The 26039-nt window shown below is 51.5% G+C and carries 17 protein-coding genes and 1 tRNA gene; 6 read left to right on the forward strand and 12 right to left on the reverse strand.

All coding sequences use genetic code 11. The features are described 5' to 3' along the window. Nucleotides 1-29 precede the first annotated feature (29 nt). From ACFMKP_RS06615 to mfd, 6 genes are all read right to left on the reverse strand, one after another. Complete coding sequence (locus tag ACFMKP_RS06615; protein ID WP_382290191.1) at nt 30-2183, reverse strand: HD family phosphohydrolase; 2154 nt, start codon at nt 2181-2183, stop codon at nt 30-32. Nucleotides 2184-2186: 3 nt separating this feature from the next. Then, entirely contained in the window at nt 2187-2633 is a 447-nt protein-coding gene (locus ACFMKP_RS06620; RefSeq protein WP_382290193.1) for a GatB/YqeY domain-containing protein, read from the reverse strand. Nucleotides 2634-2737: 104 nt separating this feature from the next. Then, complete coding sequence (rpsU, locus tag ACFMKP_RS06625) at nt 2738-2935, reverse strand: 30S ribosomal protein S21 (RefSeq protein ID WP_012190199.1); 198 nt, start codon at nt 2933-2935, stop codon at nt 2738-2740. Nucleotides 2936-3062: 127 nt separating this feature from the next. Further along, nucleotides 3063-4319: a metallophosphoesterase gene (locus ACFMKP_RS06630; RefSeq protein ID WP_382290195.1), complete on the reverse strand. Its 1257-nt coding sequence runs from the start codon at nt 4317-4319 to the stop codon at nt 3063-3065. A gap of 556 nt (nt 4320-4875) precedes the next feature. Continuing rightward, complete coding sequence (locus ACFMKP_RS06635; protein ID WP_382290197.1) at nt 4876-6729, reverse strand: peptide ABC transporter substrate-binding protein; 1854 nt, start codon at nt 6727-6729, stop codon at nt 4876-4878. 285 nt (nt 6730-7014) lie between these two features. Continuing rightward, nucleotides 7015-10638: a transcription-repair coupling factor gene (mfd, locus tag ACFMKP_RS06640; protein WP_382290198.1), complete on the reverse strand. Its 3624-nt coding sequence runs from the start codon at nt 10636-10638 to the stop codon at nt 7015-7017. Between the two features lie 374 nt (nt 10639-11012). On the opposite strand from mfd, the gene ACFMKP_RS06645 reads away from it, so the two are divergent. After that, nucleotides 11013-11606 (forward strand): Crp/Fnr family transcriptional regulator, encoded by a 594-nt coding sequence (locus ACFMKP_RS06645; protein WP_382290200.1) that lies wholly within the window; start codon nt 11013-11015, stop codon nt 11604-11606. A 71-nt stretch (nt 11607-11677) separates the two neighbouring features. Further along, nucleotides 11678-12403: an SDR family oxidoreductase gene (locus ACFMKP_RS06650; protein ID WP_382290202.1), complete on the forward strand. Its 726-nt coding sequence runs from the start codon at nt 11678-11680 to the stop codon at nt 12401-12403. 144 nt (nt 12404-12547) lie between these two features. On the opposite strand, the gene aroF is transcribed toward ACFMKP_RS06650, so the two are convergent. The 5 genes from aroF to ACFMKP_RS06675 form a co-directional block, all read right to left on the reverse strand. Next, nucleotides 12548-13591 (reverse strand): 3-deoxy-7-phosphoheptulonate synthase, encoded by a 1044-nt coding sequence (gene aroF, locus ACFMKP_RS06655; RefSeq protein WP_382290204.1) that lies wholly within the window; start codon nt 13589-13591, stop codon nt 12548-12550. Between the two features lie 126 nt (nt 13592-13717). Then, nucleotides 13718-14164 carry a hypothetical protein gene (locus tag ACFMKP_RS06660; protein WP_124033461.1) on the reverse strand — a complete coding sequence of 149 codons (447 nt, stop codon included), beginning with the start codon at nt 14162-14164 and terminating at the stop codon, nt 13718-13720. 128 nt (nt 14165-14292) lie between these two features. Next, nucleotides 14293-14979: an LppX_LprAFG lipoprotein gene (locus tag ACFMKP_RS06665; RefSeq protein WP_382290206.1), complete on the reverse strand. Its 687-nt coding sequence runs from the start codon at nt 14977-14979 to the stop codon at nt 14293-14295. Nucleotides 14980-15009: 30 nt separating this feature from the next. Further along, the gene (locus ACFMKP_RS06670) at nt 15010-15984 is read right to left on the reverse strand and encodes an MBL fold metallo-hydrolase (protein ID WP_382290208.1); all 975 of its coding nucleotides are present in this window, start codon (nt 15982-15984) and stop codon (nt 15010-15012) included. A gap of 214 nt (nt 15985-16198) precedes the next feature. Continuing rightward, entirely contained in the window at nt 16199-17146 is a 948-nt protein-coding gene (locus ACFMKP_RS06675) for a lytic polysaccharide monooxygenase (RefSeq protein WP_382290210.1), read from the reverse strand. 715 nt (nt 17147-17861) lie between these two features. Between ACFMKP_RS06675 and ACFMKP_RS06680 the strand changes: the two genes are divergently transcribed. Next, complete coding sequence (locus ACFMKP_RS06680) at nt 17862-20294, forward strand: glycoside hydrolase family 9 protein (protein ID WP_382290211.1); 2433 nt, start codon at nt 17862-17864, stop codon at nt 20292-20294. Between the two features lie 96 nt (nt 20295-20390). Here the strand turns inward: ACFMKP_RS06680 and ACFMKP_RS06685 are convergent, their stop codons facing one another. Continuing rightward, nucleotides 20391-21491 carry an aminopeptidase gene (locus ACFMKP_RS06685; protein WP_382290213.1) on the reverse strand — a complete coding sequence of 367 codons (1101 nt, stop codon included), beginning with the start codon at nt 21489-21491 and terminating at the stop codon, nt 20391-20393. Between the two features lie 253 nt (nt 21492-21744). Between ACFMKP_RS06685 and ACFMKP_RS06690 the strand changes: the two genes are divergently transcribed. The 3 genes from ACFMKP_RS06690 (at nt 21745) to smc (ending at nt 26011) form a co-directional block, all read left to right on the forward strand. Next, nucleotides 21745-21820 (forward strand) — tRNA-Ala (locus ACFMKP_RS06690). 117 nt (nt 21821-21937) lie between these two features. Next, a complete protein-coding gene (locus tag ACFMKP_RS06695) occupies nt 21938-22417 on the forward strand; it encodes a GNAT family N-acetyltransferase (protein ID WP_382290215.1) in 480 nt (159 codons plus the stop codon). Between the two features lie 15 nt (nt 22418-22432). Beyond that, nucleotides 22433-26011: a chromosome segregation protein SMC gene (gene smc, locus ACFMKP_RS06700; RefSeq protein WP_382290217.1), complete on the forward strand. Its 3579-nt coding sequence runs from the start codon at nt 22433-22435 to the stop codon at nt 26009-26011. Nucleotides 26012-26039 lie beyond the last annotated feature (28 nt).

A 26039-nucleotide genomic window follows, 5' to 3' on the forward strand; every position in this document is an offset into this window, starting at 1 on the left:
CGCGTCATTTCCTTATTGGTAGGTTGGTGTTATTTTGGCTGGGCTTCCCGAATCAACTTGGGATACTCAACCCGTGGATGATAGATCCCTTGCAGGGTTTTGACAAACGATTGGCGAATCGTATTCAGATCGTGTTGGGTCAGCGGCGATTGATCAAGTTGGCCGCTGGCAATCCGCATATCAATGCTTTGGTTGACCACTTGGGCGATGCTCTGACAGCCCTTGGGCGCTTGATGATCATCATCGTCGTGGCGCTCGGCAACCAGCATGCCCGATTGCTCTTTGGATCGCACGGTGGCTTCCACGCCATCAGCCAGCATCAAAATTGCGGTTTCTTTGGATTGAGGCTTGGGGCCGGGGTAGCGATAGTTATTAATATCAACACTATCTTCTGCTTGCAAGGCTTGCTGATAAAAATAGCGAATTACGTCGGTGCCATGATGTTCAACGATAAAATTGACAATTTGCTCAGGAATTTTATGCTGGCGCGCGATCTTCGCGCCTTCGATCACGTGGTCGGCGATTAATTTGGCACTGGTTTGCGGATCGAGATTATCGTGCACATTCGAGCGATCATATTGATTATCGGTGAAGAAGAAGGGCCGCAACATTTTGCCAATATCGTGATAATAGGCTCCGACCCGAGTCAACAAGGTATCTGCGCCAATGCGCTCTGCTGCTTGTTCGGCCAAATTGCTGACCACCACCGAGTGATGATAGGTGCCTGGGGCTTCTTGCATCAAGCGCCGCAACAATGGCTGGTTGGGGTGGGCCAACTCCAGCAATTGCATTGGTGTGACGATGCCAGCGACCCGCCCAAGTACGTTGTGCAAGGTCAGCGACATCATGGCGGTAATGCCGCCGTTGAGCACGCTAAAAATCACGGTAAACATGGTTTGCTGCCATGTCACACCCTGCGGCTGAATCAAGCGCCAAACCATGGCCGTGGCAAATACGCCCAGCGCAATCCAAACGCCAGCCATCATAAAGGCCATGGCGCGGTCGGCGCGGCGAATGGCGTAGATACCGCACAACGCTCCTGCAAAGCTAATCATGCCAACTTGCAGTGCGCCCTCGCCCAAAAACATAATGACAATCGACACCAAAGCCGAGACGATCAAGGCCAAATTATTGTTAAACAGCGCCGCCAGCGGAATCGCAATAATTGCCAAGGCGAAGGTTTCGGGGAAGTTCAACCAGGTGCCAATAAATAATCGTCCAAACAGAATCGGAATCACAGTTAAAATCAGAATGACCAGCAAGGCGCGCGGCCACGTCAGCAGATTATGCTGATCGATATACAGCGCCATGCCAAGCCCCAAGGCGACCAAGAGCGCCAGAAGTAAGCGCCCCATAAAGCCGTCAATCCCCAGTTCTGGCGTGATCAGGCCCATTTTGACCAGAGTTTCGTATTGTTCTGCTGAAACCGTATCGCCTTGGCGCACAATATTTTCGCCATTTACGACATCCTTCGAGACCGATTGGACGGCGTTGCGGGCGGTTTGTTGGCGGCGCTCAGTTTCTTCTTGGTTGAGGGTGCGATTAACATGCAGGGTTTGCTCGACCAAATAGAGCACAACGGCCCGCTGATCTTGCTCCAAGCTACTCGGCAAGTTATAGGGCAAATAGCGAATTTTAATATCGGCGAGGGTTGTTTCATCCAGCGAATAATTATTTTCGCGCAGCGTGCGATCATACAAGGCATTGGTTTGATCTTTAATCCGTTGCCATGTATCGTCGTCAGCATCAAGAATTGTAATTGCCAGCGTATCGGAGAGCGGTAGCGACGGCAATTCGGTTAGTTGGCCACGCTGCTGATCAAGATTGAGGCTGGGATTATCGCGAATCGAATTGATTACGCTGAAGGTAGCTTGCAGTTGCTCACGCTGCTGGCCATGAATTTGAGTATCTTCGTTATAAACCAAGTTACGCGGATCATTGGCGGCTTCGCGGCGTTTGGCCTCGGTCAGCAATTGGCTTTCAAAGGTCAAATCGCGATCGGCATTGATGGTGCGTGGGCTTGGCCGCCCAACCATAATATCTTGGTTAACCGCTGAGCGCCACGTAAAAATCACGGTCAAAATGACGGTCAGCCCGATCCCGAAGAGCACCAACACCCAATGGTGGTGATGCTCGATTAGGGAGCGTAACAAGGTTTTTAAGCGATATGAACGAACTATCATAGCTTAGGCACTAAGTAATGAGCGCACAACCTCGTTGATGACGCGGCCTTCTGCTTTGCCCTTGAAGCGCTGCATTGCCGCAGGCATTACTTTTGAAAGATCAGCGATGCTGGTTGCGCCAAGCTCGGCAATAATTGCCGCAATTGCTGGCCGCAATTCATCGGCGCTGAGCATGGTTGGCAAATAGGCTTCAATCATCGCCAGTTCAACTTCTTCGCTAGCAGCCAAATCTGGGCGATTCGCTTTATTATACTCGGCCATGGCATCGCGGCGACGCTTGGCTTCTTTTTGAATCACGCCAACTGCTTCAACTTCATCAAGCTCGCGCCGAAGATCAATCTGGGCATTTTTAAGCGATGCGAGCATCATGCGAATCGTATCGAGCCGTTGTTGCTCTTTGTTGCGCATGGCATTTTTCATATCTTCTTGCAGTTGTTGTTGAATCGACATTTTTGAACCTCTTTAATAATCTGCAATTCTCATGATACATGAAAATCGCCGCAGCGTGGTATTCCCACAAGCTGCGGCGATTCGGGGTGCGTCATGCGAATTGCTTAGTTGTTGGCCTCACGAGCCATCTTTTGCAACTTACGCAGACGAGCAGCTTCCTTGCGCTTGCGTTTAACGCTAGGCTTTTCATAATGCTCACGGCGACGGGCTTCCGTCAAAATGCCGTCAGCTTGCACGGCCTTGTTAAAACGGCGCAGTGCTTTGTCGATTGATTCATTTGAATCTACCGAAATGCTTGCCACTAGAATTCACCCCCTTTTATTTGGCGTTTCGTACAATCATAAAAATTGACACGTAATGGCTATTATACAGCAAAAACCAAGTTTGTGCTCAGCCGTTGGCCTTGCTAGCTCTCAGCCTTGAGTCGGGCTAGGCTTTGGCATTAACCAAATTGATTAATGTGATTTCTGGCGCTGCCCGAAAACGCAACGGCGGCCCCGTGAAGCCAAAGCCACTGTTGACATAAACTTGCGATTTGCCAAGATCGTAATGGCCGCGCACAAAATATTCAGCGTTACCAACCAGCTGATCGGTCAGAATTGGCACTTGAAACTGGCCGCCATGAGTATGGCCCGATAAAATCACATCAAGCTGATAGTTGGCCACGAAATGCGGCACAATCACCGGGTTATGCACCATCGCCAAGCGTGCCACATTCTTAGGCGTGCCTTTCAAAGCCGCTTCGGGATTGATGCTCTCTGGGCTGAGCCGTGGCCCACCGTTGCGATTATGCCGTGGATCATCAAACCCAACTAGCACCAATTGATCAGCACCGCGCCGCAAAACCGTATGTTGATTGACCAACAAGCCTAAATCGTGGCGCTGAATTGCTTGTTTGATTGTGTCGATCTTGCCGCTGTAGTAATCGTGATTGCCCAGCACTGAATAAATGCCCTCTGGCGCACGCAGCTGGCGAAACGGTTCGGTTGCCGCGTCAGCAAAGCGCGCATCCCAATCCACAAAATCGCCAGTCAAAAGCACCATATCAGGGTTAAGTTGATTAATTTGGTCTACAGCACGGGCCAAATCGGCGCTAGTGGTATAGGCATTGATGTGCAAATCACTCATTTGGGCGATGCGCATGCCGCGAAAGCGTTCAGGCAAAGTGGCAATTGGCAAGTTCACTTCGCGCACTTGAATTTGGTATGGTTCAATCAGCATGGCATAGCCAACCACCCCGCCAACCAACCCCGATTCGACCAAAAAGCGGCGGCGCGAGAGTGGCTTGGTTGCAAGCTTTGGGCTTGTTGGTGCAATTTCGTTGGCAATTGGGGTTGCTGGTTGCTCGCTAGGTTGGCTGGTTGGCTTGCGGCGCAAGCGTTGGGCTAGCTTAATAATTCGCCCAATAATCCAACGCCGAGTACGCACAGGCCGCAGCATCAGCACTAGCAAGAGCGTAAATGGCAGCGCCATCAACAAGCGCATGCCAAATTCGGCCAGCATGTGCCGTGTGCCTTGCAAATTGCTGAGCCATTCAGCGGCGCTGAAATAGCGAATCATAAAAAACATACTAGCAATACAGCTGAGCCACAGCAGCAACCAAAGGACTGTGTTGCCAGCCCAGCGTCCTGCTTGGTAAAGCCGCTTTGCCCAAGGATGAATCGGTTGCTTAATTGCTTGCGCCATGCCCAAATAGCTCCTGATAGCTTGTTTATAGCTAGCCTACCCTGAATTGATTAACAAATCTGCAACTTTGGTGTAAGCATTTGATGAGCAATTGTTAACAAGGCAAAAGTCAGAAGTCAGAAGCATGAGGTATGAAAGGCCAAATCAAAAGTCAGAAGGCAAAAATCAAAATGAGAGCATAGAACAGAGCGAAATTATGAAGGATGAGGTATGAAACGAAAGGATGAAGGATGAGGGATGAAGGATGAGGGATGTGTTGGGTCAGCAAGAATCTAATCAACATAATCTGTGCAATCTGTGGCTTAAAAAATTATCATTCGTGGAATTCGTGCAATTCGTGGCTAAAATATTAACGCAGAGGCGCAGAGAAGAGATGGCTATTGGCTATTGGAAAATAATAATCTGAGCCAATCTGTGGCGAAAAAACTTAACCTTCGCGATCTTCGCGATCTTCGCGATCTTCGTGGTTTCCTGCTTCGTGCTCTTCGTGGATCGTTAATCATAAAGAGCACGAAAGATGATCCTTCGTGCTCTTCGTGGTTAGCGGATCAAAACGTTATTGCGCCAATTCCCAGGTTTCGATGTTGTAGAAATCTTGTTGGCTGGTTGGGTCGAGTTTGAAGCCGCTGATGGTTTTGCGGGCAGCCCCAACATTGATCCGTTGATACAACGGCAAGGTTGGCAAATCGCGGTTGAAAATTTGTTGGGCTTGGCTGAGCAATGGCAAGCGGTTCGCCCGTTCGACGATGCTTTGGCTTTCGAGCGCCACTTTATCGTAATCTGGGTTACAGTAGCCAGTGTTATTTTGGCCAGCGTAGCCGTTTTCAGCGGTTGGCACTTGGCTGCACAAATACAATGGCGTTGATGGCTCAGGGCCGCTGACCCATGCATACAAGGCCAAATCGTAACGGCGACCAGCTAAGATGCCTTCCGAACCATTTTTGAACAACGAATCGGTGCCAGGCACAAACTGCAATTCAGCATCGATGCCAACATCGCGCAAGTATTCTTGCACCAATTGGGCGACTGCTTGGCGGGTATCGTTGCCTTCGGTGGTGAAGAATTCGATCTTGAATGGTTGACCATCTTTGACCAAAATACCATCATCGCCAGCAACCCATCCTGCTTCCTTCAGCAATTCAATCGCCTTGCTTGGATTAAAATCGTAGCTGTTGATGGCGCTTGCATCGCTGGGATAAGCCCAGTGATCTTCAGGCATGAAGCTGTTCATGGCCACAGTTTTGCCAAACAAAATCTGGTCGATAATTTCTTGGCGATTGATGGCATAGGCAGCTGCTTGGCGCACTTTGGGGTCGGCAAACGGCGTTGCAATGCCATCGCCACGCTCAACTGCAAAGTCGATATGTTCCCAGACCGTGGCTGGCACATATTGAATATCAAATTCGTTGCCAGCTTGCAATTCATCAAGTGATGGCGCTTGGGCTAATGATAAGCCAATTTGGCCGACCACATCGATTTCGCCTGATTGCAATTGTTGTAAAATTTGATCTTCGTTGGTGACGAATTTATAAATAACATTGGCAATCTTGGGCAAGCCTTGTTTTGCGCCCCAATAATTTGGGTTCGCGCTCAGCACAACCCGCTCTTGTGGCACATATTCATCGATTTTGTATGCGCCATAGGCCAATGGTTTGCTCGCATAATCGCTGCCACCAATGCTGGCTGCATCAACGCTGCCAAGTACGTGTTTTGGCTCAGGGCCTAGCGCGCCGCCTGCATAATTCAAGAAATAGGTTGAATCTTGATAGCCAGGCAAGCCATACCACGAGAAGGTTTGATCATCGACCTTTTCGTATTTAGCGGTGTGCTCGATGGTGAAGCGGCTGGCGACCTTGGTGCCTGGGTTGGCATACAACTCGGCGGCAAACAAGAAGTCGTCGGCAGTTACTGGCGTGCCATCTTCCCATGCGATGCCATCGACCAACTGCCAGGTTACTTTGACTTGGGGCAATTCGATTGGCCCACTCAAAATGCTGGTATCGGTTACGATTTCATTATTGATCACGAATGGGCCAGGATAGCTTTCGTCGATGGTGACGGTTTCTTCAACTGCGCCGCCATTTTCGAAGGTTGGTAATTCGCTAAAACAGACTGGCTGATAATCGTAGCTCAAGGTCGTAATACAGACCGGTTGCACCGAGTTTAAAACTTGGGTGGTGGCGCTTGATTGCGATTCCATCCCAAACAGCGTATCTGGCGATTGGCTCATGCCAATAATCACCGTGCCATCGCTGCTGGGTTGCGCCCCAGTATCTGTGCCTGGCTCGACCACCGCCGTTGCGTTGGTGCTACCAGTAGTTGGTTGCGTGGTGCTGGTGCCGCTTCCGCAGGCTGCCAAGATCGCGCCAGTAAGCACGATGGCGGCTAAGCGTTTGCTTCGTTCGAACATGACTGGAATCCTCTTTCCTGTATCCAAAAACGAGCAGGCTAAAAACGAAAAAAGCTGCGCTTGCGTCTTCCCGGAACGCATGCCTCGCTTTTTTTCGCTGTGGCCTGTTTTGTTGAGCAGGTATTGCTACCTGACCACGAATGCAAGTTGGTTGTGCAAGCTCAAGACGTTGCATTCCCCCAAACTATAGCAGATTCCATGGTTTTATGCAAATATGCAGTTTCTGTGATATTTATAGCCTAAAAAGCTCAAAATTTCATTAATATATATGCTTAATTGAGCATATCAGCTGCTGATTTTATTTAATGCCTCCAGCAACTGACGTAAGACGACCTCCCAATTATCGCGCAGCACCCGCCGATCGAGCCGCGCCAATTGCGGGCCAATCACCACGCCACGCGGCGATTCGCGCTGAAGCTGCTCGCGATCAAGATAAACGCTCTTTGGCAGACGCACGGTAATTTCGTTATCATCGGAGATAATCGAAACCACGCCCGCTTGTAAGGCCAAAACCTTGAGTGTCAACAAATCAAGCAGGCGTGCTGCTGGCTCGGGCACTGGCCCAAAGCGATCTTCCAATTCTTGGCGCAACATGCGAATGTCGCGGGTCGAACGGGCCTCAGCAATATGTTGGTAAACCCGCAAGCGTAGCGGCTCATCGTCAACATAATTTTGCGGCAGATAAGCATTAATCGGCAGGTCGATGCTGACCATCGCATCGGGCAAAACGGGATCTTCAGCATCGCTGCTAAAACCACTGCGCGCCGAAACCACTGCCGCCCGCCGCAGCGCTTCGACGGCACGCGCCCGTTGGGCTTTTTGCTCACCTGCCTTTTGGGTTTGGCCGCGTTTGCGCTCCTCGCGCACCCGTTCGACCGCCTGCGAAAGCAAGCGCGAGTAGAGATCAAAACCAATTGTCGTGATATTGCCCGATTGCTCTGCACCTAACAAATTACCAGTGCCACGAATTTCAAGGTCGCGCATGGCGATGCGAAAGCCAGCGCCCAACTCGGTGGCCTCTTGAATTGCCTCAAGCCGCTTTTGCGCTTCTTCACCCATCGCTTTGGTCGGATTATAGAACATATAGGCATAGCCACGTTGGGTTGAACGGCCAACCCGACCGCGCAGTTGATACAATTGGGCCAAGCCGTAGGTCGTCGCATCGTCGATAATCATCGTATTCGCGCTAGGCACGTCGATGCCACTTTCGATAATTGTGGTACACACAAAAACATCAAACATACCCTCAAAAAATTGCAGAATCACTTTTTCCAGCGCTTTTTCGGGCATCTGGCCATGGCCAACGCCGATGCGGGCTTCGGGCACTAATTTTTGAATGCGATTAGCGACGGTATAAATTGATTGGACGCGATTATGCACAAAGTAGGCTTGGCCATTGCGTCCTAATTCGCGCAGAATCGCATCGCGTACCAGCATTTCGTTGTAGGGCTGCACATAGGTTTTGATCGGCATGCGATCATCGGGCGGCGTATCGATGACGCTGAGATCACGAATACCCGACAAAGCCATGTGCATCGTGCGCGGAATTGGCGTTGCGGTCAGCGTCAGCACATCAATTTCATGGCGCAGGCGTTTCAACATTTCTTTATGCTTGACCCCAAAGCGCTGCTCTTCGTCGATAATCACCAAACCAAGCTGCTTAAAATGCAAATCGTTGGATAAAATCCGATGCGTGCCAACCACAATATCGACTTCGCCCTTGGCAATGCGTTCGATAATTGCTTTTTGCTGGGTTGGCGAGCGAAAGCGCGAAAGCATTTCGATCCGCACTGGAAACATCTGCATGCGCCGCGAAAAGGTTTCGAAATGCTGTTGGGCCAGCACCGTGGTTGGGACTAGAACGGCCACTTGACGGCCATCTTGCACTGCTTTGAAGGCGGCACGGAGCGCAACTTCGGTTTTGCCAAAGCCCACATCGCCACAGATCAGCCGATCCATTGGGCGAGTGTTTTCCATATCACTTTTGACATCTTCGATTGCCCGCAATTGATCGTCGGTTTCGGTGTAGGGAAAACTATCTTCGAGTTCGCGTTGCCACGAGGTGTCGCTGCTGTAGGCAAAGCCTTCGACCAACTGCCGCGCGGCGTAGAGATCAAGCAATTCGGTGGCGAGTTCTTCAACATCGGCCCGTACTTTGCGCTTGGCACGCTCCCAATCCGACGTGCCCAAGCGGGTGAGGGTTGGTTTGCCTTCGCCAGCACCGATATAGCGCGAAACCCGATCAACTTGATCGACAGGCACATACAATTTATCGCCAGAAGCGTAGCGCAACACCAAAAACTCACGTTCAGCGCCGCTGGCCTCGATGCGCGATAAACCCTCGTATTGGGCGATGCCATGCTCGATATGCACCACATAATCGCCAACTTTGAGCGATTGCAAAAACGCCGTGCGATCACTTTCGCTGCGCTGTTTGCGGGCGCGCGTTGAAATTGCTCGCCGTGGCTGCCAGCCAAAAATCTCGCTATCACTCAGCAATGTCAGGCGCAAGGGATCACTGCTAAAACCGCCAGATAAGTTGCCATGGCGAATGATAATCGTGCCGCTTTGGAAAGCTGGATCATCAACATCGGGGCCATCTTCTTCGCCGATGAGCGCCAAATTATGCTCGCTGGCTAATTCGCGCAAGCGGCTAGCTTGGGGAGAAACTAGCACAACTCGTTCACCGCCAACTAAACGCTCGCGCAAATCTTCAAACAGCCGATCAGTTTGGCCACCATACGATGGTGCTTGGCTGAACGTATTAATTTCGCGCACAAAGGCATCATTGTGATCATCGGCGATTGGCTGATTGCTCAGGTTGAGGCAACTCCATCGTTGAATTGCTTTGCGAATAAATGTCCACGCCACCAAGGGAAAGGGAAAATCGGGTGGTAATTCGTTATTTTCAATTTGGGTGCTACGCACAAGGTCGGCATGGCTTTGCAGTTCGATGCCTTGGGCATTCAATTCATGTTCTTCCGAGAGAATAACCACTGCTGAACTTGGCAAATGCTGCCATAACCCAGCTTCAACCGCTTCGTGGGGCGTGCGGAAGAACGGCGCATAAAACGCCCGACCTTCAAAGCGCTGGCCTGTTTCGAGATGTTCGCGGGCAGTGGCCCATTCGTGTTGCACTTCGCGGCGCAAACTAGCAATTTGCAACTGATCGATGCGTTTGATCGCCTCGTTACGTCGCCAAAACGGAATCTCGTGGGCTGAGCTGATTTGAATTTGGCGCACACGTTTGTCTGAGCGTTGCGAAATTGGGTCATAAATGCGCAAACTTTCAAGCTGATCATCCCAAAATTCAAGCCGAATAGGGCGCTCGCTGGTTGGCGGAAAAATATCGATAATCCCGCCACGCTGGCTGAGATCGCCTGGTTGTTCGGCGGTTGGGCCGACGCGATAGCCCAAGCTGACCCAGTGGGCCAACAATTTACGAGGATCATGCTGGTCGCCTTGGCGCAACACGCGGGTAGCAAAACCAAACTCCTCGGGAGTCATAGTTGGTTGCATCAAAGCCTTAACCGAAGCCACCACACAGATGGTTTCGCCTGCATTCAAACGCCCCAGCACTGCCAAGCGTTGCGCGACTATCCCAATATCTGCCGACATATGCTCGTAGGGCAAGGTATCGGTTGGCGGAAAGAGCATCACGCTTTCGCCAAGCCAGGCAGTGAGGTCGGCGTGCATGCGCACTGCTGCATCGGGTGTGGCGGCAATTAAGAGGCTACTGCGCGCCTGAAGCGTGGCGATGGCTGCCACAACCCGCCGCGCTGCGCTTGGCACAGGCGTGATCGTGAGGGTTGTATTTGGTTTGGCTGCTGCCAGAGCCGCTTTAAGCTGTGGCTCATTTGCCAGAAGCACCTGAATATCTGCTAATAAACTCTCTGCATGATCTGTCATTGTGTAGGCCACCGCTTAAACAATTCAAATATTGCTATTGTACCTTAGGCAAAAGCCAAAATCAAAAGTCAAAAGGCAAAAATTAGAAGTCAAAAAGAACATAGAACAGAGAGCATAGAACATAGGGGTAAAGTCAAAAGCCCAAAGCCAATAGCCTCATCTTCGTGTTCTTCGTGGATCAGCATTTAACGCAGCGGCGCAGAGAACCTATGGCTTTTGGCTGTAGGCTATGGGCTGGCGGACGTTTATTGGTGGAATTCAAGCATATGTGGCATAGCAGAATATAATCACGCTAATCTGTGTCAATCTGTGGCAAAAAAATTAATCTTCGCGACCTTCGTGTTCTTCGTGGTTAAAAAATCGCTAGGAGTTGAATGATGCCAATTGATGGCTATGCATTAATGGCCCACACGTTTCAGCGGCTTGCGCCAATCCCGCCTGAGCAGATGCAAGCATGTTTGCACTTGTTTAAGCCGCGTTTCTTGGATGCTGAGCAGGTTTGGTTGCATGCTGGTGAGGCGACCGACCAAGTGGGATTTTTGGTCGATGGACTGCTGCGTTTTTACTATTTAACCGCCGATGGTTTGGAATGGACAAAATCGTTTTGCCTGCCTGGCGATTTGATCGGCGGCTATCGAGCCTTGTTGCTGAACGAGCCATGCCAATTTACGATTGAAACCCTCTTGCCAAGCCACTATCTAGTTGCTAAGTATACAGATTTTGCTGGCTTGATTAACCAACATCCATGCTGGGATCGCCTCTTGCGGCGGGTGGCCGAAACCTTATTTATCAAAAAAGAACAACGCGAAAGCAGCCTATTGCTCGATGATGCGACGACTCGTTATCAACGCTTTTTGGTCGATTTCTCGGCGGTGGCTGGGGTGATTAAGCAATATCATATCGCCTCATATTTGGGTATTACGCCAGTCAGCTTAAGCCGCATTCGTCGCCAATTGCGCCCCGATTAACCTATGATAATGCAGTACGCTGCTGTGCTTGCTAGAGTAGCCACAGGAATTTAGCTAGCGAGGTTGCTTCGATGCAAACTACAGGACACACAGCGTTGATTACCGGCGGCGCAGCAGGCATTGGGCGGGCTTTGGCGTTACGCTTTGCCAAAGCAGGCAATCAGGTGATTGCGGTTGGTCGTGATGCCCAAAAATTGGCCGAACTTAAGGCCTTGCAGCCGACGATCAGCACTATTCAGGCTGATTTGGCGCAAGCAAGCGAGCGTCAGCGCTTAGCCGATCAGGTTCCTGCCATATCAATCCTGATCAACAATGCAGGGGTGCAATATCATGGCGATTTAGTTGAGCAGCAATCTGCCCACGTTGATCGTGATCAGGAAATTGCAATTAATTTAACTGCGCCGATCGATTTGATTCAGCGTTTTTTACCCAAGCTTCAGCAGCAGCCCGAAGCCGCGATCATCAATGTTTCATCTGGTTTGGCCTTGGTTCCCAAACAACAAGCGCCGATCTATTGCGCCACCAAAGCTGGGATTCATATGTTTACCAAAGCCTTGCGTTGGCAACTAGAACAAACTCAGGTACGCGTATTTGAAATTATTCCGCCGCTGGTTGATACGGCAATGACGGCGGGGCGCGGCAAGGGCAAAATCAGCCCAGAGGCTTTGGTTGAGGAGTTCTGGCGTGGTTTTGCCAATAATACATATCAGTTGGCGATTGGCAAAGTTAAACTATTAATCCAATTACAGCGCTTTTTGCCAGCGCTTGCTGATCGCTTGATGCGCTATGGGCGCTAGGGCATGCCCTCACCCCCCAACCCCCTCGCCCACGAAAACGCGGGCGAGGGGGAGCACCAATGTTCACCACAAATCATGCAAAAACCACGAGATGAAAGCCCCTCGCCCGCGCCACGGGAGAGGGGTTGGGGTGAGGGAACCTGATTAAACCGCTGCCACCTTGGTGCGGCCTTGGATTGGGCGATCCATGGCATCGGCGATGCGTTCGACTTGCTCCATCAATTCAACAAAGCGTTCGGGCAAGAGCGATTGCTCGCCATCCGACCAAGCTTCGGCAGGGTTAGGATGGACTTCGATCATCAGGCCATCAGCGCCTGAGGCGATGCCAGCCCGTGACATTGGCAAAATGCTCTGCCAGCGGCCTGTGGCATGGCTGGGGTCAACAATAATTGGTAAGTGGGTCAGCTCGCGCAAGACTGGAACCACGCTCAGATCAAAGGTGCCACGTGAGTGGTCGTCGAAGGTGCGGATGCCGCGTTCGCACAAAATGACCGCCTGATTGCCCTCGGCCATAATATATTCGGCGGAAAGCAGCCAATCTTTGACGGTTGAAGAAAGCCCGCGCTTGAGCATCACTGGGCGGCGGGTGCGGCCAACTCGTTTGAGCAAAGCGAAATTTTGCATATTGCGCGCGCCAAGCTGCAAAATATCGGCATATTCGGCCACCAAATCAACTTGCTCGGTATCCATCACTTCGGTGATAACTGGCATTCCGGTAAGTTCGCGGGCTTCGGCCAAGAGTTTCAGCCCATCTTCGCCCATGCCTTGGAAGCTGTAGGGCGAGGTGCGTGGCTTGAATGCGCCACCGCGCAAAATGGTTGCGCCAGCAGCTTTGATGGCTTCGGCAGTGCTCAGCAATTGCTCGCGACCTTCGATCGAACATGGCCCAGCCATAACGACCAGTGAAGGACCACCGATTTGTACGCCATTAATTTCGATAATCGTGTCTGCTTCGCGATACTCGCGGCTGACCAATTTATAGGGCGCGGTGACGCGAATCACATCGCGTACCCCAGGCATCAACTTAAGTCGGGCAGCTTCGGCAATCGCCCCTTGATTGCCAGTGATTCCGATCGCGGTGCGGGTTGGGCCAGGCATGGTATTAGCCTGCAAACCCATATCCTCAATCACCGTACAAACAGCTTGAATATCCTCAGGTGTAGCGTGTGCATCCATGACGACTAACATACAACCTCGCATTGGGGTAACGCATGGCATACGATAAGAGCTACGATACACTCGTAGCTCTTAGTAGAAATCGTTACTAGTTTAATATTCCGCCTATTGGGATTCTAACACCCAGATAGGTAAGGGTCAAATTTGGCGCGACGTTAATACATCGTTGCGTTCAATGGCGATTGCGCCAGGCAAATCGGCCAAGGTTTGCAAATTCAGGCCGGTTGGCAATTCTTCGAGTGGTTGCTCAAAGAAAATCACGCGCACAATGGCTTCATCGTTGAGCATCTGCCAAATCATCTGTTCGCGGCTAATCGAGCGCACCCGTGGCGTTTCGCCGATGCGAATGCGTTGGGCAAACGAAAGTGCGTCGTCTGGCGTGCGAAATAGCACAACATGACGGGGCTTGCTTGGTGCAGCGGTGTTCTCGTCAAGTTCATCATCAAACTGTGGCTTTGGCCGCGCCAAATAATGGTAGTAGTGGCTTTGCGCCAGTTGGGCCACCGAGCCATGGACTAATTCGTCGAGTTCAGCGCGTGGCATGCCAAAACGATCAGCCACTCGATCGCTATTGTGTTCAGTCATCGCAGCCCACCCTGTAAATATATCGTTTAATGGTTGATCAAGCATGTTTTGGATACCTCGCGATTGCATGTTTGCTCTAGCCATAGCATCGTGGTTCGACATAACGAACTAGCCTACGAAATGCTCGGCTATTGTGGTGGAGTGATCGTAATCGATTGGTTGAATTGTGAAACGACCAAGGTGCGCTTGATGGTTTCTTTTTCGCTGCTGACCAAACGGCCAACCGCAACGAGTTGACGTAATAATTTATCGTCTTTGCCAATCCAGAGGTCGAGTTTAATCGTGCCAGCTTCGGCAACGCCACCAGTCAGGGCCGAGACGCTTTGGGCATCAACTTCGCCGCTGATATGATAGGTCGCCACGCCGTCGATCTCTGCCTCTTCGACAAAGCTTGGGTTTTTCAGGCCGCGCAGCACGTCGCTAATGCCTTTGGCTGGCGAAAAGGTTTCAAGCCCGCCAGTATCGGCCAATTTTTCATAGGTCGTTGCATTAAATGGGTTTGGCGTAATCCAAGCGTCGGCTCCAATGATGATGCCATTGATATTGACGGCGATTGGTGCGCCAGCCAATTTGGCTTTGATCTTGGCCTGAATTTTATCGGGCCGAATGCTATCGCCATCAGCATCGATGATGATAATATCGCCCAATGGTGCTGCTTCGCCGTCGCTGACCGTCAGTTTAAAGTGAAAATTATTGACACTTTCAAAGGCGGTTGCACCGTCGCTCGCCACTTTGGCAGCATCGACATCGGCGTTGCCACAGGCCACCAAAGCCATTGCCAGCACCAATAAGCTTAGTTTTTTCCACCAGCGCATACACCCTCCAAAAAACGTTGCGAATCGGCGTTAGTGTTGATCAAGAAAGATAATCTGTCTAGCCCGTTGTTCGCGGCGCAAGCGGCCTTGGCCTTCGAGATAGACCAAATGGGCCAAGGTTTCGGTGATGGCAAAACGCAGCTGATGCGCCGAAAGTGTGCTTACACCAAAGGCAAATTCGCAAACTTCAAAGGCGGTTTTGCCAGTACGCGCATATTCTTGCATCAAATCGAGCCGCTGATCGTGATGCTGGGCGATTTCGTGGCAGCGTTCGCGAAAGGCCACGATTGGCTTGCGATGCCCAGCTAAGGCCAAGCGCACATCGAGCGCCGCAAATTCGTTTAATGATGCCAAATAATCGGCCAATGGGTCGCGTTTGGCTTCAGGCCACAGGCTGATGTTGGGCGTAATATCGGCCAACACATGGTCAGCAACAATTAATAATTGATCTGCTGCATCGTATAAACATAATTGACCGTCTGCATGGCCCGGTGCGTGCAGCAATTGCCACGAGCGTTGCCCAAGCTGCAATGGCTGATCCATCACGAGTGGGTGCAGCACAGGCTTGGGATCAACATACTGGCTGGCATCCATGGTGTGTTGCCAAATTTGGCGATTGAGATCGTTGGGCATGCCATGCAGTTCGAAAAAATCGGCCAAGCGATCGGCTGCCTCGGGCAAGGGTTGAAACCACGCTCGTTGCACGCTCTGAATTTCGGTTGGCGACATCCAGACACTGGCTCCGCTGCGTTCGGCCATCCAGCCTGCCATGCCATAATGGTCAGGATGATAGTGGGTCACAATAATTTGCTTAATCTGTGACCATTCAATGCCCAAGCGTTCGAAAGTTTCGAGCCACGTTTGCTCTGCTGGCCCATAACGCATGCCCGTGTCGATCACGACCCAGCCATGATCGGCACGCAACAAATAGCAATTAACATATTTGAGTGGCAAGGGAACGGGAATCGGGATGCGATAAAGATCAGCGGTGATCGGTTCAAACATGCGGCTATCTCGATATGACAATGCAGTAGTATTATCCGCTACTTTTGGCTTGGCATATGTTAGCAGATTGTTAGATCGTGCTCGCCAAGGCTTGTTCAAGTGCAGCTATTAATTTCGCTGTGCAACGTGGCGTTAGCTTGCTGCCGATTATTATGCCTAAACAAAGAAAGCTCCTGCGGTATAGCTACACCACAGGAGCTTTCGGTTGCTAGATTTAATTAATCAATTGCCATAGTGCTGGTACAGCCGCTGGCTCCCAGCCAGGCAACGAGGTATGGGCTTGGCGGCAAATGTAGGTGTGACCAGCGTAGGTCACGCCTGCGCCAGTGGCATAGCTGGTGTAGGCTTGCCAAGCTGGCGTGCTTGGGTTGGGCGTGGCGGTTGGCACATTGGTTGGGCGCAGGGTTGCAACTGGCGTGTTGGTTGGCACGGCGGTTATCGTTGGAACGTTAGTGCTGGTTGGGCGTGGCGTGGCGCTTGGCTGGCTGGTCGGACGCGGCGTAGCGGTCGGCACATTGGTTGGATTACTGCCACCAAAGCTTACATCCGAGCAACTATAAAACGCTTCGGGGCTATCCGAGCGCTGCCAAATCGCATAAATCAGATGCCGCCCAGTTTTGCCGCTTGGCAAGGTGGCGTTGATCACATACGAGCCGTTAACCAACGCTGGATTGGTGACCGACGCGAATGGTGTAGCCTCAAGATCCGACCATTTTAGCGGTTGGTTGGGGTCATAGCCAGTGCGGGTGAGATAAAAATCAAATGTGCCCCGATGCGGTGCAGTTGCTTTATACAAAAAGCTCAGCGAACTGCCCGAATTGAGTGGTGTTGCTGGCCAATCGGCGCGGGCGAGATCAAAGCCAGCATATTTTTCGCGGCCTGCGCTGCACAACTTGCCATCGGGAATAATGCTGCGATGGCGGCCAGCAGCATCGCCAATATTCACCTCGTTCCAATCGTAGAGCGCTTGAGTGCCGCCGCGCTCGATTGCCGCGCGACATGCGGCGGTATCAGGCGTTTCGGGGCCTTCGAGAAAACAAGCGTAGGTTCGGCTCATTGGCGTTTGCAACGACCCATGGGCATGTGCTTGATTCCACGCAGCCAAGCCTACCAACAATGAACAACAACCAACTGCGATACGAAGGATACGGCGTTGTACCATGGGATTTTCCCCCTTATATGTATGCGGAGCTGCATGGCTCCATTTCAATGGGTCTCCCGTTCATCCACCAAGTTAATTTCTTTATAATTCCAGTGAAATTATAAAGAAATGTTTATAAAAGTCAATGATTTTTAATAAATTTAATAAAAACCGCGAAGGCTTGTTTTTGATCCACGAAGGGCCGAAACCACGAAGGGACACGAAGAACGCAAAGAATGTTTTTTTGCCACAGATTCCACAGATTATTTTGATGCTGTTCCGATAGCCAAGAGCCAACAGCCAATAGCCCTCTCTTCTCTGCGTTAATTATGGATATTCATTGCTTCTGACTTCATCCTTCATCCTTTTCTCTGCGCTCTGTTCTTATTTTGACTTTTGACTTTTCCATATGCTCTTTGTTCTTTCGGACTTCATAATTCATCCCTCATCCTTCATCCCTCGCCCTATATTCTTTGTTCTGCTGCACGTAGCCTCTAGCATGAATTAACTATTTTAGCGCTAGAAGATTGACAACATTGTAAAAATCATTTAATCTTTGCTTCAATAATTTGGGAACGCTCTCAAAGAATAGGCACAACCAAAAGAGCTACCACTGGCCTTGATTTACAATTCGGCTCCTTGGTTTATTGAGACCGATCCCAGATGCTGCTCTGATTGCTTAGGTTGCACTATTGCAGCTATGTGTGTTGCAATAGCCCAAAAAAGGATCGACCAAATGAAGCTTCATTTCCAACGGCGGAAACGATCGCGCACGCTGATAGCGGCTTGTAGCACCGTTGCCCTAACTGCTAGCGTGGCTTTTGGTAATATTTCCTCGGTGTTTGGCGTTGTTCAGCACGAATCCTCAAATACCACCCCTGCAAATCTTTCCTCAGCTGCCCTAGCGGCATCCTCGCTGATTCGGGTTAATCAACATGGCTATGTGCCGAACGCAGTTAAGCGTGCAAGCTTGGTCAATAACAGTAACTCGCCAGTGGCTTGGCAATTGCGCAATGGCTCAGGCACGACGGTGCTTTCGGGCAATACTACGGTTTTTGGCTATGATGCTAGCTCCGGCGATACGCTGCACATCATCGATTTTTCGGGCTACACTGGCACTGGCAGCAGCTTTACGTTGGCTGCCGCAGGTAATACCAGCCATCAATTTGAAATTAATCCGACCGTCTATCGCCAATTAAAATATGATGCACTGGCCTATTTCTATCATAACCGCAGCGGGATTGCGATTACCATGCCCTATGCTGGGCGCAACGATCTGACGCGGCCTGCTGGCCATGTTGGCATCGCTCCCAATCGTGGCGATACGAATGTGCCCTGTGCTGGCGGCACTGGCTGTAATTATTCGCTGAATGTGGTTGGCGGCTGGTACGATGCTGGTGATCATGGAAAGTATGTCGTTAATGGTGGGATTTCGGTCTGGACATTGCTCAATCAATATGAGCGCAACCAATATTTTGGTTCGTCAGCAGCCGATTTTGGCGATGGCCGCATGAATATTCCCGAAAACGGCAATGGCGTGGCCGATTTGCTCGACGAAGCACGCTGGGAATTGGATTTTATGTTGCGTATGCAGGTGCCTGCTGGTCAGCCCCGCGCTGGCATGGTGCACCACAAAATGCACGATGCCAACTGGACTGGCATTCCACTGCGGCCTGATCAAGATTCGCAAGATCGAGTGTTGCGGCCACCAAGTACCGCTGCAACCTTGAACTTGGCAGCAACTGCGGCTCAAGGTTCGCGGATCTGGCGCTTCATTGATCCAGCTTATTCTGCACGCTTGTTGAGTGCTGCTGAAACCGCTTGGGCAGCTGCCCGCGCCAACCCCAACGTGATTGCCTTAGATAGCGATGGCACTGGCGGCGGTTCGTATGGCGATTCGCAAGTTGGCGACGAATTTTATTGGGCCGCCAGCGAACTCTACATCACCACTGGCAAAGCCGAGTACAAAACCTATTTGCAAAGCTCAAGCTACTATCAAGATGTGCCGAGCGACTATAGCAGCCGCGAACCAGCCATGACCTGGGGCACAACCGAAGCGCTGGGCACAATTTCGTTGGCCGTTGTACCCAACAATTTCAACAGCAGCGAATTGGCTGGCGTGCGTAACGCAATCACCAGCGCTGCTACGGTGTTTGCGAATAATGTTTCAACTCAAGGCTATGGCACGCCGTTGAGTGCACCAAGCACTGGCTATCCGTGGGGTTCCAACTCGTTTGTCTTGAATAATGGGATTATTCTGGGCTTGGCCCACGATTTCACTGGCAATGCGAGCTATCTGAATGCCATGAGCCAAGGCATGGATTATCTGCTTGGACGCAATGCCATGGATAAATCGTATGTCACTGGCTATGGCGAAAATCCGCTGCAAAATCCACATCACCGTTTCTGGGCGTTTCAAGCGAATGGCAGTTTCCCCCGCCCGCCAGCAGGTGCAGTTTCTGGTGGCCCAAATTCAGCCTTGCAAGACCCGTATGCTCAAAGCATTGGCCTGCCTGGCTGCAAAGCCCAAAAATGTTTCGTCGATCATATCGAGTCGTGGTCAACCAACGAAATTACCATCAACTGGAATGCGCCGCTGGCTTGGGTCGCTGCCTATCTTGATGAAAAGGCTGGCACTGTAACGCCACCAACGCCAATTCCAGCAACTGCAACGCCAATTCCGGCGACCGCCACGCCACGGCCAGCGACCGCTACACCAATTCCGGCAACTGCTACTCCGATTGGCCCAACAGCGACTGTTACGCCGATCGTCCCAACCGCCACGCCACGGCCAGCAACTGCCACGCCTGTGCCAAGCAACACGCCGGTTGTGCCAACCCAAACCAATGGCAGTTGCCAAGTAACCTACACCGTTTCTAATCAGTGGCCAACTGGTTTTACCGCCGATGTGACGATTAAAAACAATGGGGCGGCGATCAACGGTTGGAATTTAGCTTGGACGTTTGCTGGCAATCAGCAAATTGGCAATTTGTGGAATGGCAATCTGAGCCAAGTTGGCCAAGCAGTGAATGTGACCAACGTCAACTGGAACGGCTATTTGGCAACTGGCGGCACGGCGAGCTTTGGCATGCAAGCCAGCTTTAGCGGCACCAATGCCAAACCAAGCAATTTTAACTTGAATGGCGTTGCCTGTAGTATTGCGCCATAAGCAATGATCCCCTCACCCCAACCCCTCTCCCGCCTAGCGAGAGAGGGGCTTTTTTAGCACGAAAAATGGATAGGCAAAGATGCAGACGTACTGCGATTAAATGATAAACTTTCCATTGACATAACATAATTCGTCGTTGGCATAGACTTCTGCTTGGTGCAAATCGCAGACTAAATCCCAGTGCAGGGTTGATTGATTTGTGCCGCCGCATTCAGGATAGGCGTTGCCCAGTGCAAGGTGCATTGTGCCCGCCATCTTTTCATCAAAAATCGTTTGGCCCGTTGGCTGCGTAATGCCTGGGTTGAGGCCGAAGGCAACTTCGCCAATGAAGCGCGCACCTGCATCAAGCTCCAACATAGTGTGCAGAAAATCTTGGCCTTGTTCAGCGCTGGCTTGGGTAACTTTGCCAGCTTCGATCACCAGTTGAATGCCACTCACCAAATTACCCAGATAGAGGCTCGGGTGGCTGATGCTTAATCGGCCATTGACTGAATCTTCAATTGGCGCGGTAAAAACTTCGCCATCAGGCAAATTACGCTTGCCAGCACAATTAATCCAGATGCGATCGTCGCAGCGATAGCTTAAATCGACCCCTGGGCCTTGCATGCGAATTGTGCGACATGTGTTGAGAAAATCGGTAATTTTTTGCTGTTGCTGATAGATTGTTTGCCATGCTTTGACTGGATCAGGCTGATCGAGCAGACAGGCTTTAACCACTAAATCCTCAAAATCCCACAGCGACATGCCTGCATCTTGGGCAAAGGCTTGGGTTGGATAGATCACATCGCACCAGCGTAAGTGGTTTTGCGCCGCTTTGGCGTTGAATAAGGCTTGGACTGAACTCGCAGCTTGGCTTCTCAATTGTTGGCGTTCTTGATCAATGTGGTTGAATTGTTTGGTATTAATTTCACTGTAAATATCGCACCAAGTGCTCATCGTTTCGATTTCGTGGGTTAGCGTGCTAGGGCTAAATTGCAGCTGAGCATCGTTGCCCTCTTTAAACAAAATTTCGCTAAATACAGGGTCGATAATTCTGGGAATAATCATGGCTCCTGCGTGGAGCGCCTCGCGATAGAGCGCATACAACAACGGTTTGGCAATCGCCTCGCCTTGAATTCGTAGCAACTCGTTTGGTTGCATCTCTAACGAATGCTGCACAATAATTTTTGCCAACTGCTGCCAACGCTGATCAAACACACCCGCCTCCAATTCAACAAACAAGATTCAACTGAGTATAGTGAGGTTGTCAACGAGGAATCGGAGATCAGGGGCTAGGGATCAGGGGCGAGATATAGCGGAGAGAACTGTTCATTCTTCGTGCTCTTCGTGTCCTTCGTGGTTTCAAATTGTAATCACACGCATTAGGCTACTTGTTGCATCAAATTTGACAGCCAAAACAGTCTGTGCTATAATCGCCCGCGTTGTGAACAAACACACAACACCAACAAATGGGGGTGTAGCTCACTTGGTAGAGCGTCGCAATGGCATTGCGAAGGTAAGGGGTTCGATCCCCCTCACCTCCACCAAACTAACTCAAGGCTAATCCCTTGAGTTTTTTGTTTTAGCGTTGCAAAAGCGCCTGCTGCTGCGGGTATAATAGGCCTCTGTCACGACCACCAGCCCGTTGCATTAAGGATTGTTCGATGCAGATTCGTGAAGCTCGCTTTGATGAACATGGCCAAGCGTTGGAGCTTATTCGCCAAGCCTTTGCTGAATATGCAACGCTGCTTGATCCGCCATCGAGTGTTGGTTGGGAAACAGTCGAGAGTTTTCGCGCACGTATGGGCGATGGCGGCGTGTTGGTGCTTGAATCCAACCAAGCATTAATTGGCTGTGTGCTCTACGAACGGCGGGGCAACGATACGCTTTATCTCGGGCGTTTATCGGTCTTGCCAGCCTATCGCGGCCAAGGCTTAGCCAAACAATTGGTGGCGGCGGTCGAAGCAATTGCCCACGCAGAAGCGCGCCAAATCATTCAGATTGGCGTGCGCCTAGCCTTGCCCAACCTGATCGCCATGTATCAACAATTAGGCTATACAATTACCGCCTATCATAGCCACCAAGGCTACGCCGAGCCAACCTATGTCACCATGCAGCATCATTTAGCACCGACCACAGCCTAAAAAGTAGGGTTTTGCATGTATCTCAAACGACTTGAAATTCAGGGATTTAAGACTTTTGCCAATCGTACAGTGATTGAGTTTCCCTTGGGCGTGACTGCGATTGTTGGCCCAAATGGCAGCGGCAAATCCAACGTCACCGATGCAATTCGCTGGGTGCTGGGCGAGCAAAGTTTTTCGGCCTTGCGCTGTCGCCGTACTGAGGACTTGATTTACAGTGGCGGTGGCAAACGCGCCGCCCAAGGCATGGCCGAAGTAGCGCTGACGATTGATAATACCGATCGGACTTTGCCGCTCGATTTCAACGAAGTGACGATTATGCGCCGCTCGTTTCGGTCTGGCGAGAACGAATATTTCTTGAATAAAAATAAAGTTCGTTTGCGCGACATTCAAGAGGCCACCTCGCCCTTGGCTTCAAGTTATACCCTGATTAATCAAGGACTTGTTGATGCAGCCCTGACCTTACGCCCAGAAGAGCGCCGCAGCTTATTTGAAGATGCGGCCTCGATTAGCCTTTCGGTTAGCAAACGTGCCGAGGCCGAACGGCGGCTTAAACAAACCGAAGAAAATTTGGGCCGTATCTTAGACACCTTGGCCGAAATTGAGCCACGTTTGAAGGTGCTACGCCGCCAAGCCCGCGAAGCTGAGCAAGTGCACGAAATTGAAACTGCCTTGCAGCAAGCCTTACTCGTGGCCTATCGCCGTCAGTGGCAAGCAGCCCAAAGCCTGGTAGCCCAAGCAGAAACAACCTTTGCTGCTGCCGAACAAGCCTTGGCCCACGCTCAAACTGAACATTCACAAAGCGAAATTCAGCTTGGTGAACTTCGCCAGCAGCGTGATGCTCAGCAGCAGGTTGTCGAACAACAACAACAGCAATTAGCCCAATTTGAACGTGAATGGGAAACGATCGAGCGTGAATGGGCGGTTTTGAGCGAGCGCCAACAAGCGCTGATTACGCGCCGCGATGAAGCCAACGAGCGCCAACAAACCTTTGAGCACGAGCAAAATCAAGCCCAGGCTCGCACCCTTGAATTGGCTGAACAAGCTGCCCAAGCGCAGGCTGCCTTGCTGGCTCAACGCCAAGCGCTGAGTACGATTGAAGCAGGCGAACAAGCCACAATTGCTACTCGCCGCGAAGCAGAGCAGGCGCTGAAACAGGCTGAAGCAGCCGCCTTGCAAGCTAGCAAAGCCTTGAACGAGGCCGAGCAGCGCGCCAAGCTCCAGCACGAGCGCTGGCAAGCTTTGGCCAACGAATTAGCCGCTAATCAACAAAAACTTGCCGCTAGCCAAGAGCTCATTCAGCAGGCCCAAACTCAGCACGAGCAAGCCCAAGCGCTGTATCAACAAGCAGAGCTAGAATTTAACCAAGCTCAAGTTAATGAAGAAGCAGCCCAAAAAAGCTTGCTCGAAGCCCGCAATCTGCGCCGTGAGCACGAAGAAGCGGTAGCTTACGCCCGCCGCGAAGCCGATGCCTTGCACAGTCGCTTGGATGCTTTGCGCCGAACTGCCGCTGCTGGCGCTGGCATGTTTACTGGGGTGCGCGCCGCCTTGCAGTGGGCCGAAAAACAGCAACGCCAATTTGCCGTGGTTGCTAGCGTTATCGAAGTGCCTGCCGAGCTAGAAACTGCCTTGGAAGTGGCCTTGGGCGCACGCTTGCAAAATATTATCGTGTCGCAATGGGACGATGCCGAAGCCGCGATTGCCGAACTCAAACGAACAGATGCAGGCCGCGCGACCTTCTTGCCCTTGGATAGCCTGCGCTCGCCGCGCCCAAGCCGCATTCCTCAAGCCAAGGGCGTTTTGGGTGTTGCCAGCGAGTTAGTCAACTATGCAGAAAACTATGAGCGCGCAGTTCAGCACCTGCTTGGCCGCACAATTGTGGTCGAAGATTTAGCTACAGCGCGCCGCATTTTGGCCGAATTGGATGGTGGTTGGACGATTGTGACGCTTGGCGGCGAGCAAGTTGGCTCATCGGGGGCCATGACTGGCGGGGCCAAAACCCGTGAAGCTGGCACGTTGCGCCGCGAACGTGAATTGCGCGAGTTGCCAACCCAACTTGCCAGCGCGCAAAAGCAACTTGCCAACAACGAACAAACCCTTAAACAAGCGATTGACACGATTGGTGCTGCTGAAAAAGCTGTCCGCGAGGCAGACCATGTGCGGCGCACCAATCGTAGTGCCATGGAAAAAGCCCGCGATAGCCTTGCCCAACGCCAACGTGGCCTGCAACAAATTGAGCAAGAGCACCAATGGCAAGCGCTACGCAGCACCAATGTTCAGCAAGAGCAATCCAGCCTTAGCGAGCAAATCGCTGCCAGCCAAGCTGAAATTGAGCGCCATCAAACCTTTGTTGCCGAGCATGAAAGCGCGGTTGCTGCCGCGCGCAATCAGGCCGAAACGGCGGCTGATGCCAGTCGGGCCAGCGAAGAGCGGGTTGCTGCTGCCCGCGCCGCGATTGTGTCGAGCGATGCAACCTTGCAAGCGACTCAACGCGCTCAACGCGATCAACAGCAGCTGATCGATGGCTTGGTTCGGCGCAGCCGCGATGATCAACAACGCCAACACGAATTGGCCGAGCAATTGGCCTTGACTGAAGCGCAGAGCGTCGTTTTAGCTGAGCGTCGCCAGCAAGCCAGCGCCCAACGCGAAGCTGCCAACGCTGAACAAGCGCCATTGCTCGCAGCGCTCAATCGCATTAATGGAGCATTGCAGCAAGCAGAGCAGCATGAACGAGCAGCATCGCAAGCCTTTGTTCAAGCTCAAGCCAGCCTCAGCCGCGCCGAAAGCCAAGTGGCTAGCGCCAATACCCGCCGCGATCATGTCTGGGAGCGTTGCGCCGAGGAAAATATCGATATTGAGCAGCTGGATTTGAACCAAACTGCTGAATTCGAGCAAGCTGAACTTTCTGCCCAAGCCCTCAACGAGCAGATTGATCAATTGCGCAATAAATTGCGGCGTATGGGCACAATTAACCCGCTTGCGCCGCAAGAATACACCGAGCTTGGTGAACGCCATCAATTCTTAACCGAGCAAGTGCGGGATATTCGCCACGCTGCTGATGGCTTGCGCGAGTTGATTAACGAGCTTGAAACAGCCATGAACAGCCGTTTTGCCCAAACATTTAGCGCGGTAGCCGAGGAATTTAGCCAAGCTTTTACCCGTTTGTTTGGCGGTGGGACGGCGCAGTTGATTTTGAACGACCCAAATAGTAGCGAAAGTGGGATTGATATTATCGCCCAGCCGCCAGGCAAGCGCCGCCAACCGCTATCGTTGCTCTCTGGTGGCGAGCGTTCGTTGACGGCGGTGGCTTTGCTGGTTGCCTTGTTAAAAGTTAATCCCACGCCGTTTTGCGTGATGGACGAAGTTGACGCAGCCTTGGATGAAGCCAATGTTGTGCGACTTCGTGAACAATTGCTGGAGATGAGCCAACACACCCAATTTGTGTTGGTGACGCATAATCGTGGTACTGTAGAAGCGGCTTCAACTCTTTATGGCGTTACAATGAATCCTGATGGAGCCTCGAAAATTTTATCGATTCGCTTGGATCAGTTGGTCGATGATGGTGGGGCAGTGCGCATTGTTGAGACTGTTGGTTAAGAAACTACCACACTATCCGGCCAAAGAT

Source organism: Herpetosiphon sp. NSE202 (assembly GCF_042688385.1).
Classification (GTDB): Bacteria; Chloroflexota; Chloroflexia; order Chloroflexales; family Herpetosiphonaceae; genus Herpetosiphon.

Excerpts from the sequence above, each read along its gene's own strand:
- ACFMKP_RS06630 (WP_382290195.1), bottom strand. The coding sequence starts at position 4,319 with ATGGCGCAAGCAATTAAGCAACCGATTCATCCTTGGGCAAAGCGGCTT.
- mfd (WP_382290198.1), bottom strand. The coding sequence starts at position 10,638 with ATGACAGATCATGCAGAGAGTTTATTAGCAGATATTCAGGTGCTTCTG.
- ACFMKP_RS06620 (WP_382290193.1), bottom strand. The coding sequence starts at position 2,633 with ATGTCGATTCAACAACAACTGCAAGAAGATATGAAAAATGCCATGCGC.
- smc (WP_382290217.1), top strand. The coding sequence starts at position 22,433 with ATGTATCTCAAACGACTTGAAATTCAGGGATTTAAGACTTTTGCCAAT.
- aroF (WP_382290204.1), bottom strand. The coding sequence starts at position 13,591 with ATGTTAGTCGTCATGGATGCACACGCTACACCTGAGGATATTCAAGCT.
- ACFMKP_RS06650 (WP_382290202.1), top strand. The coding sequence starts at position 11,678 with ATGCAAACTACAGGACACACAGCGTTGATTACCGGCGGCGCAGCAGGC.
- ACFMKP_RS06680 (WP_382290211.1), top strand. The coding sequence starts at position 17,862 with ATGAAGCTTCATTTCCAACGGCGGAAACGATCGCGCACGCTGATAGCG.
- ACFMKP_RS06635 (WP_382290197.1), bottom strand. The coding sequence starts at position 6,729 with ATGTTCGAACGAAGCAAACGCTTAGCCGCCATCGTGCTTACTGGCGCG.
- ACFMKP_RS06695 (WP_382290215.1), top strand. The coding sequence starts at position 21,938 with ATGCAGATTCGTGAAGCTCGCTTTGATGAACATGGCCAAGCGTTGGAG.
- ACFMKP_RS06660 (WP_124033461.1), bottom strand. The coding sequence starts at position 14,164 with ATGACTGAACACAATAGCGATCGAGTGGCTGATCGTTTTGGCATGCCA.
- ACFMKP_RS06665 (WP_382290206.1), bottom strand. The coding sequence starts at position 14,979 with ATGCGCTGGTGGAAAAAACTAAGCTTATTGGTGCTGGCAATGGCTTTG.
- ACFMKP_RS06615 (WP_382290191.1), bottom strand. The coding sequence starts at position 2,183 with ATGATAGTTCGTTCATATCGCTTAAAAACCTTGTTACGCTCCCTAATC.
- ACFMKP_RS06645 (WP_382290200.1), top strand. The coding sequence starts at position 11,013 with ATGATGCCAATTGATGGCTATGCATTAATGGCCCACACGTTTCAGCGG.
- ACFMKP_RS06675 (WP_382290210.1), bottom strand. The coding sequence starts at position 17,146 with ATGGTACAACGCCGTATCCTTCGTATCGCAGTTGGTTGTTGTTCATTG.
- ACFMKP_RS06670 (WP_382290208.1), bottom strand. The coding sequence starts at position 15,984 with ATGTTTGAACCGATCACCGCTGATCTTTATCGCATCCCGATTCCCGTT.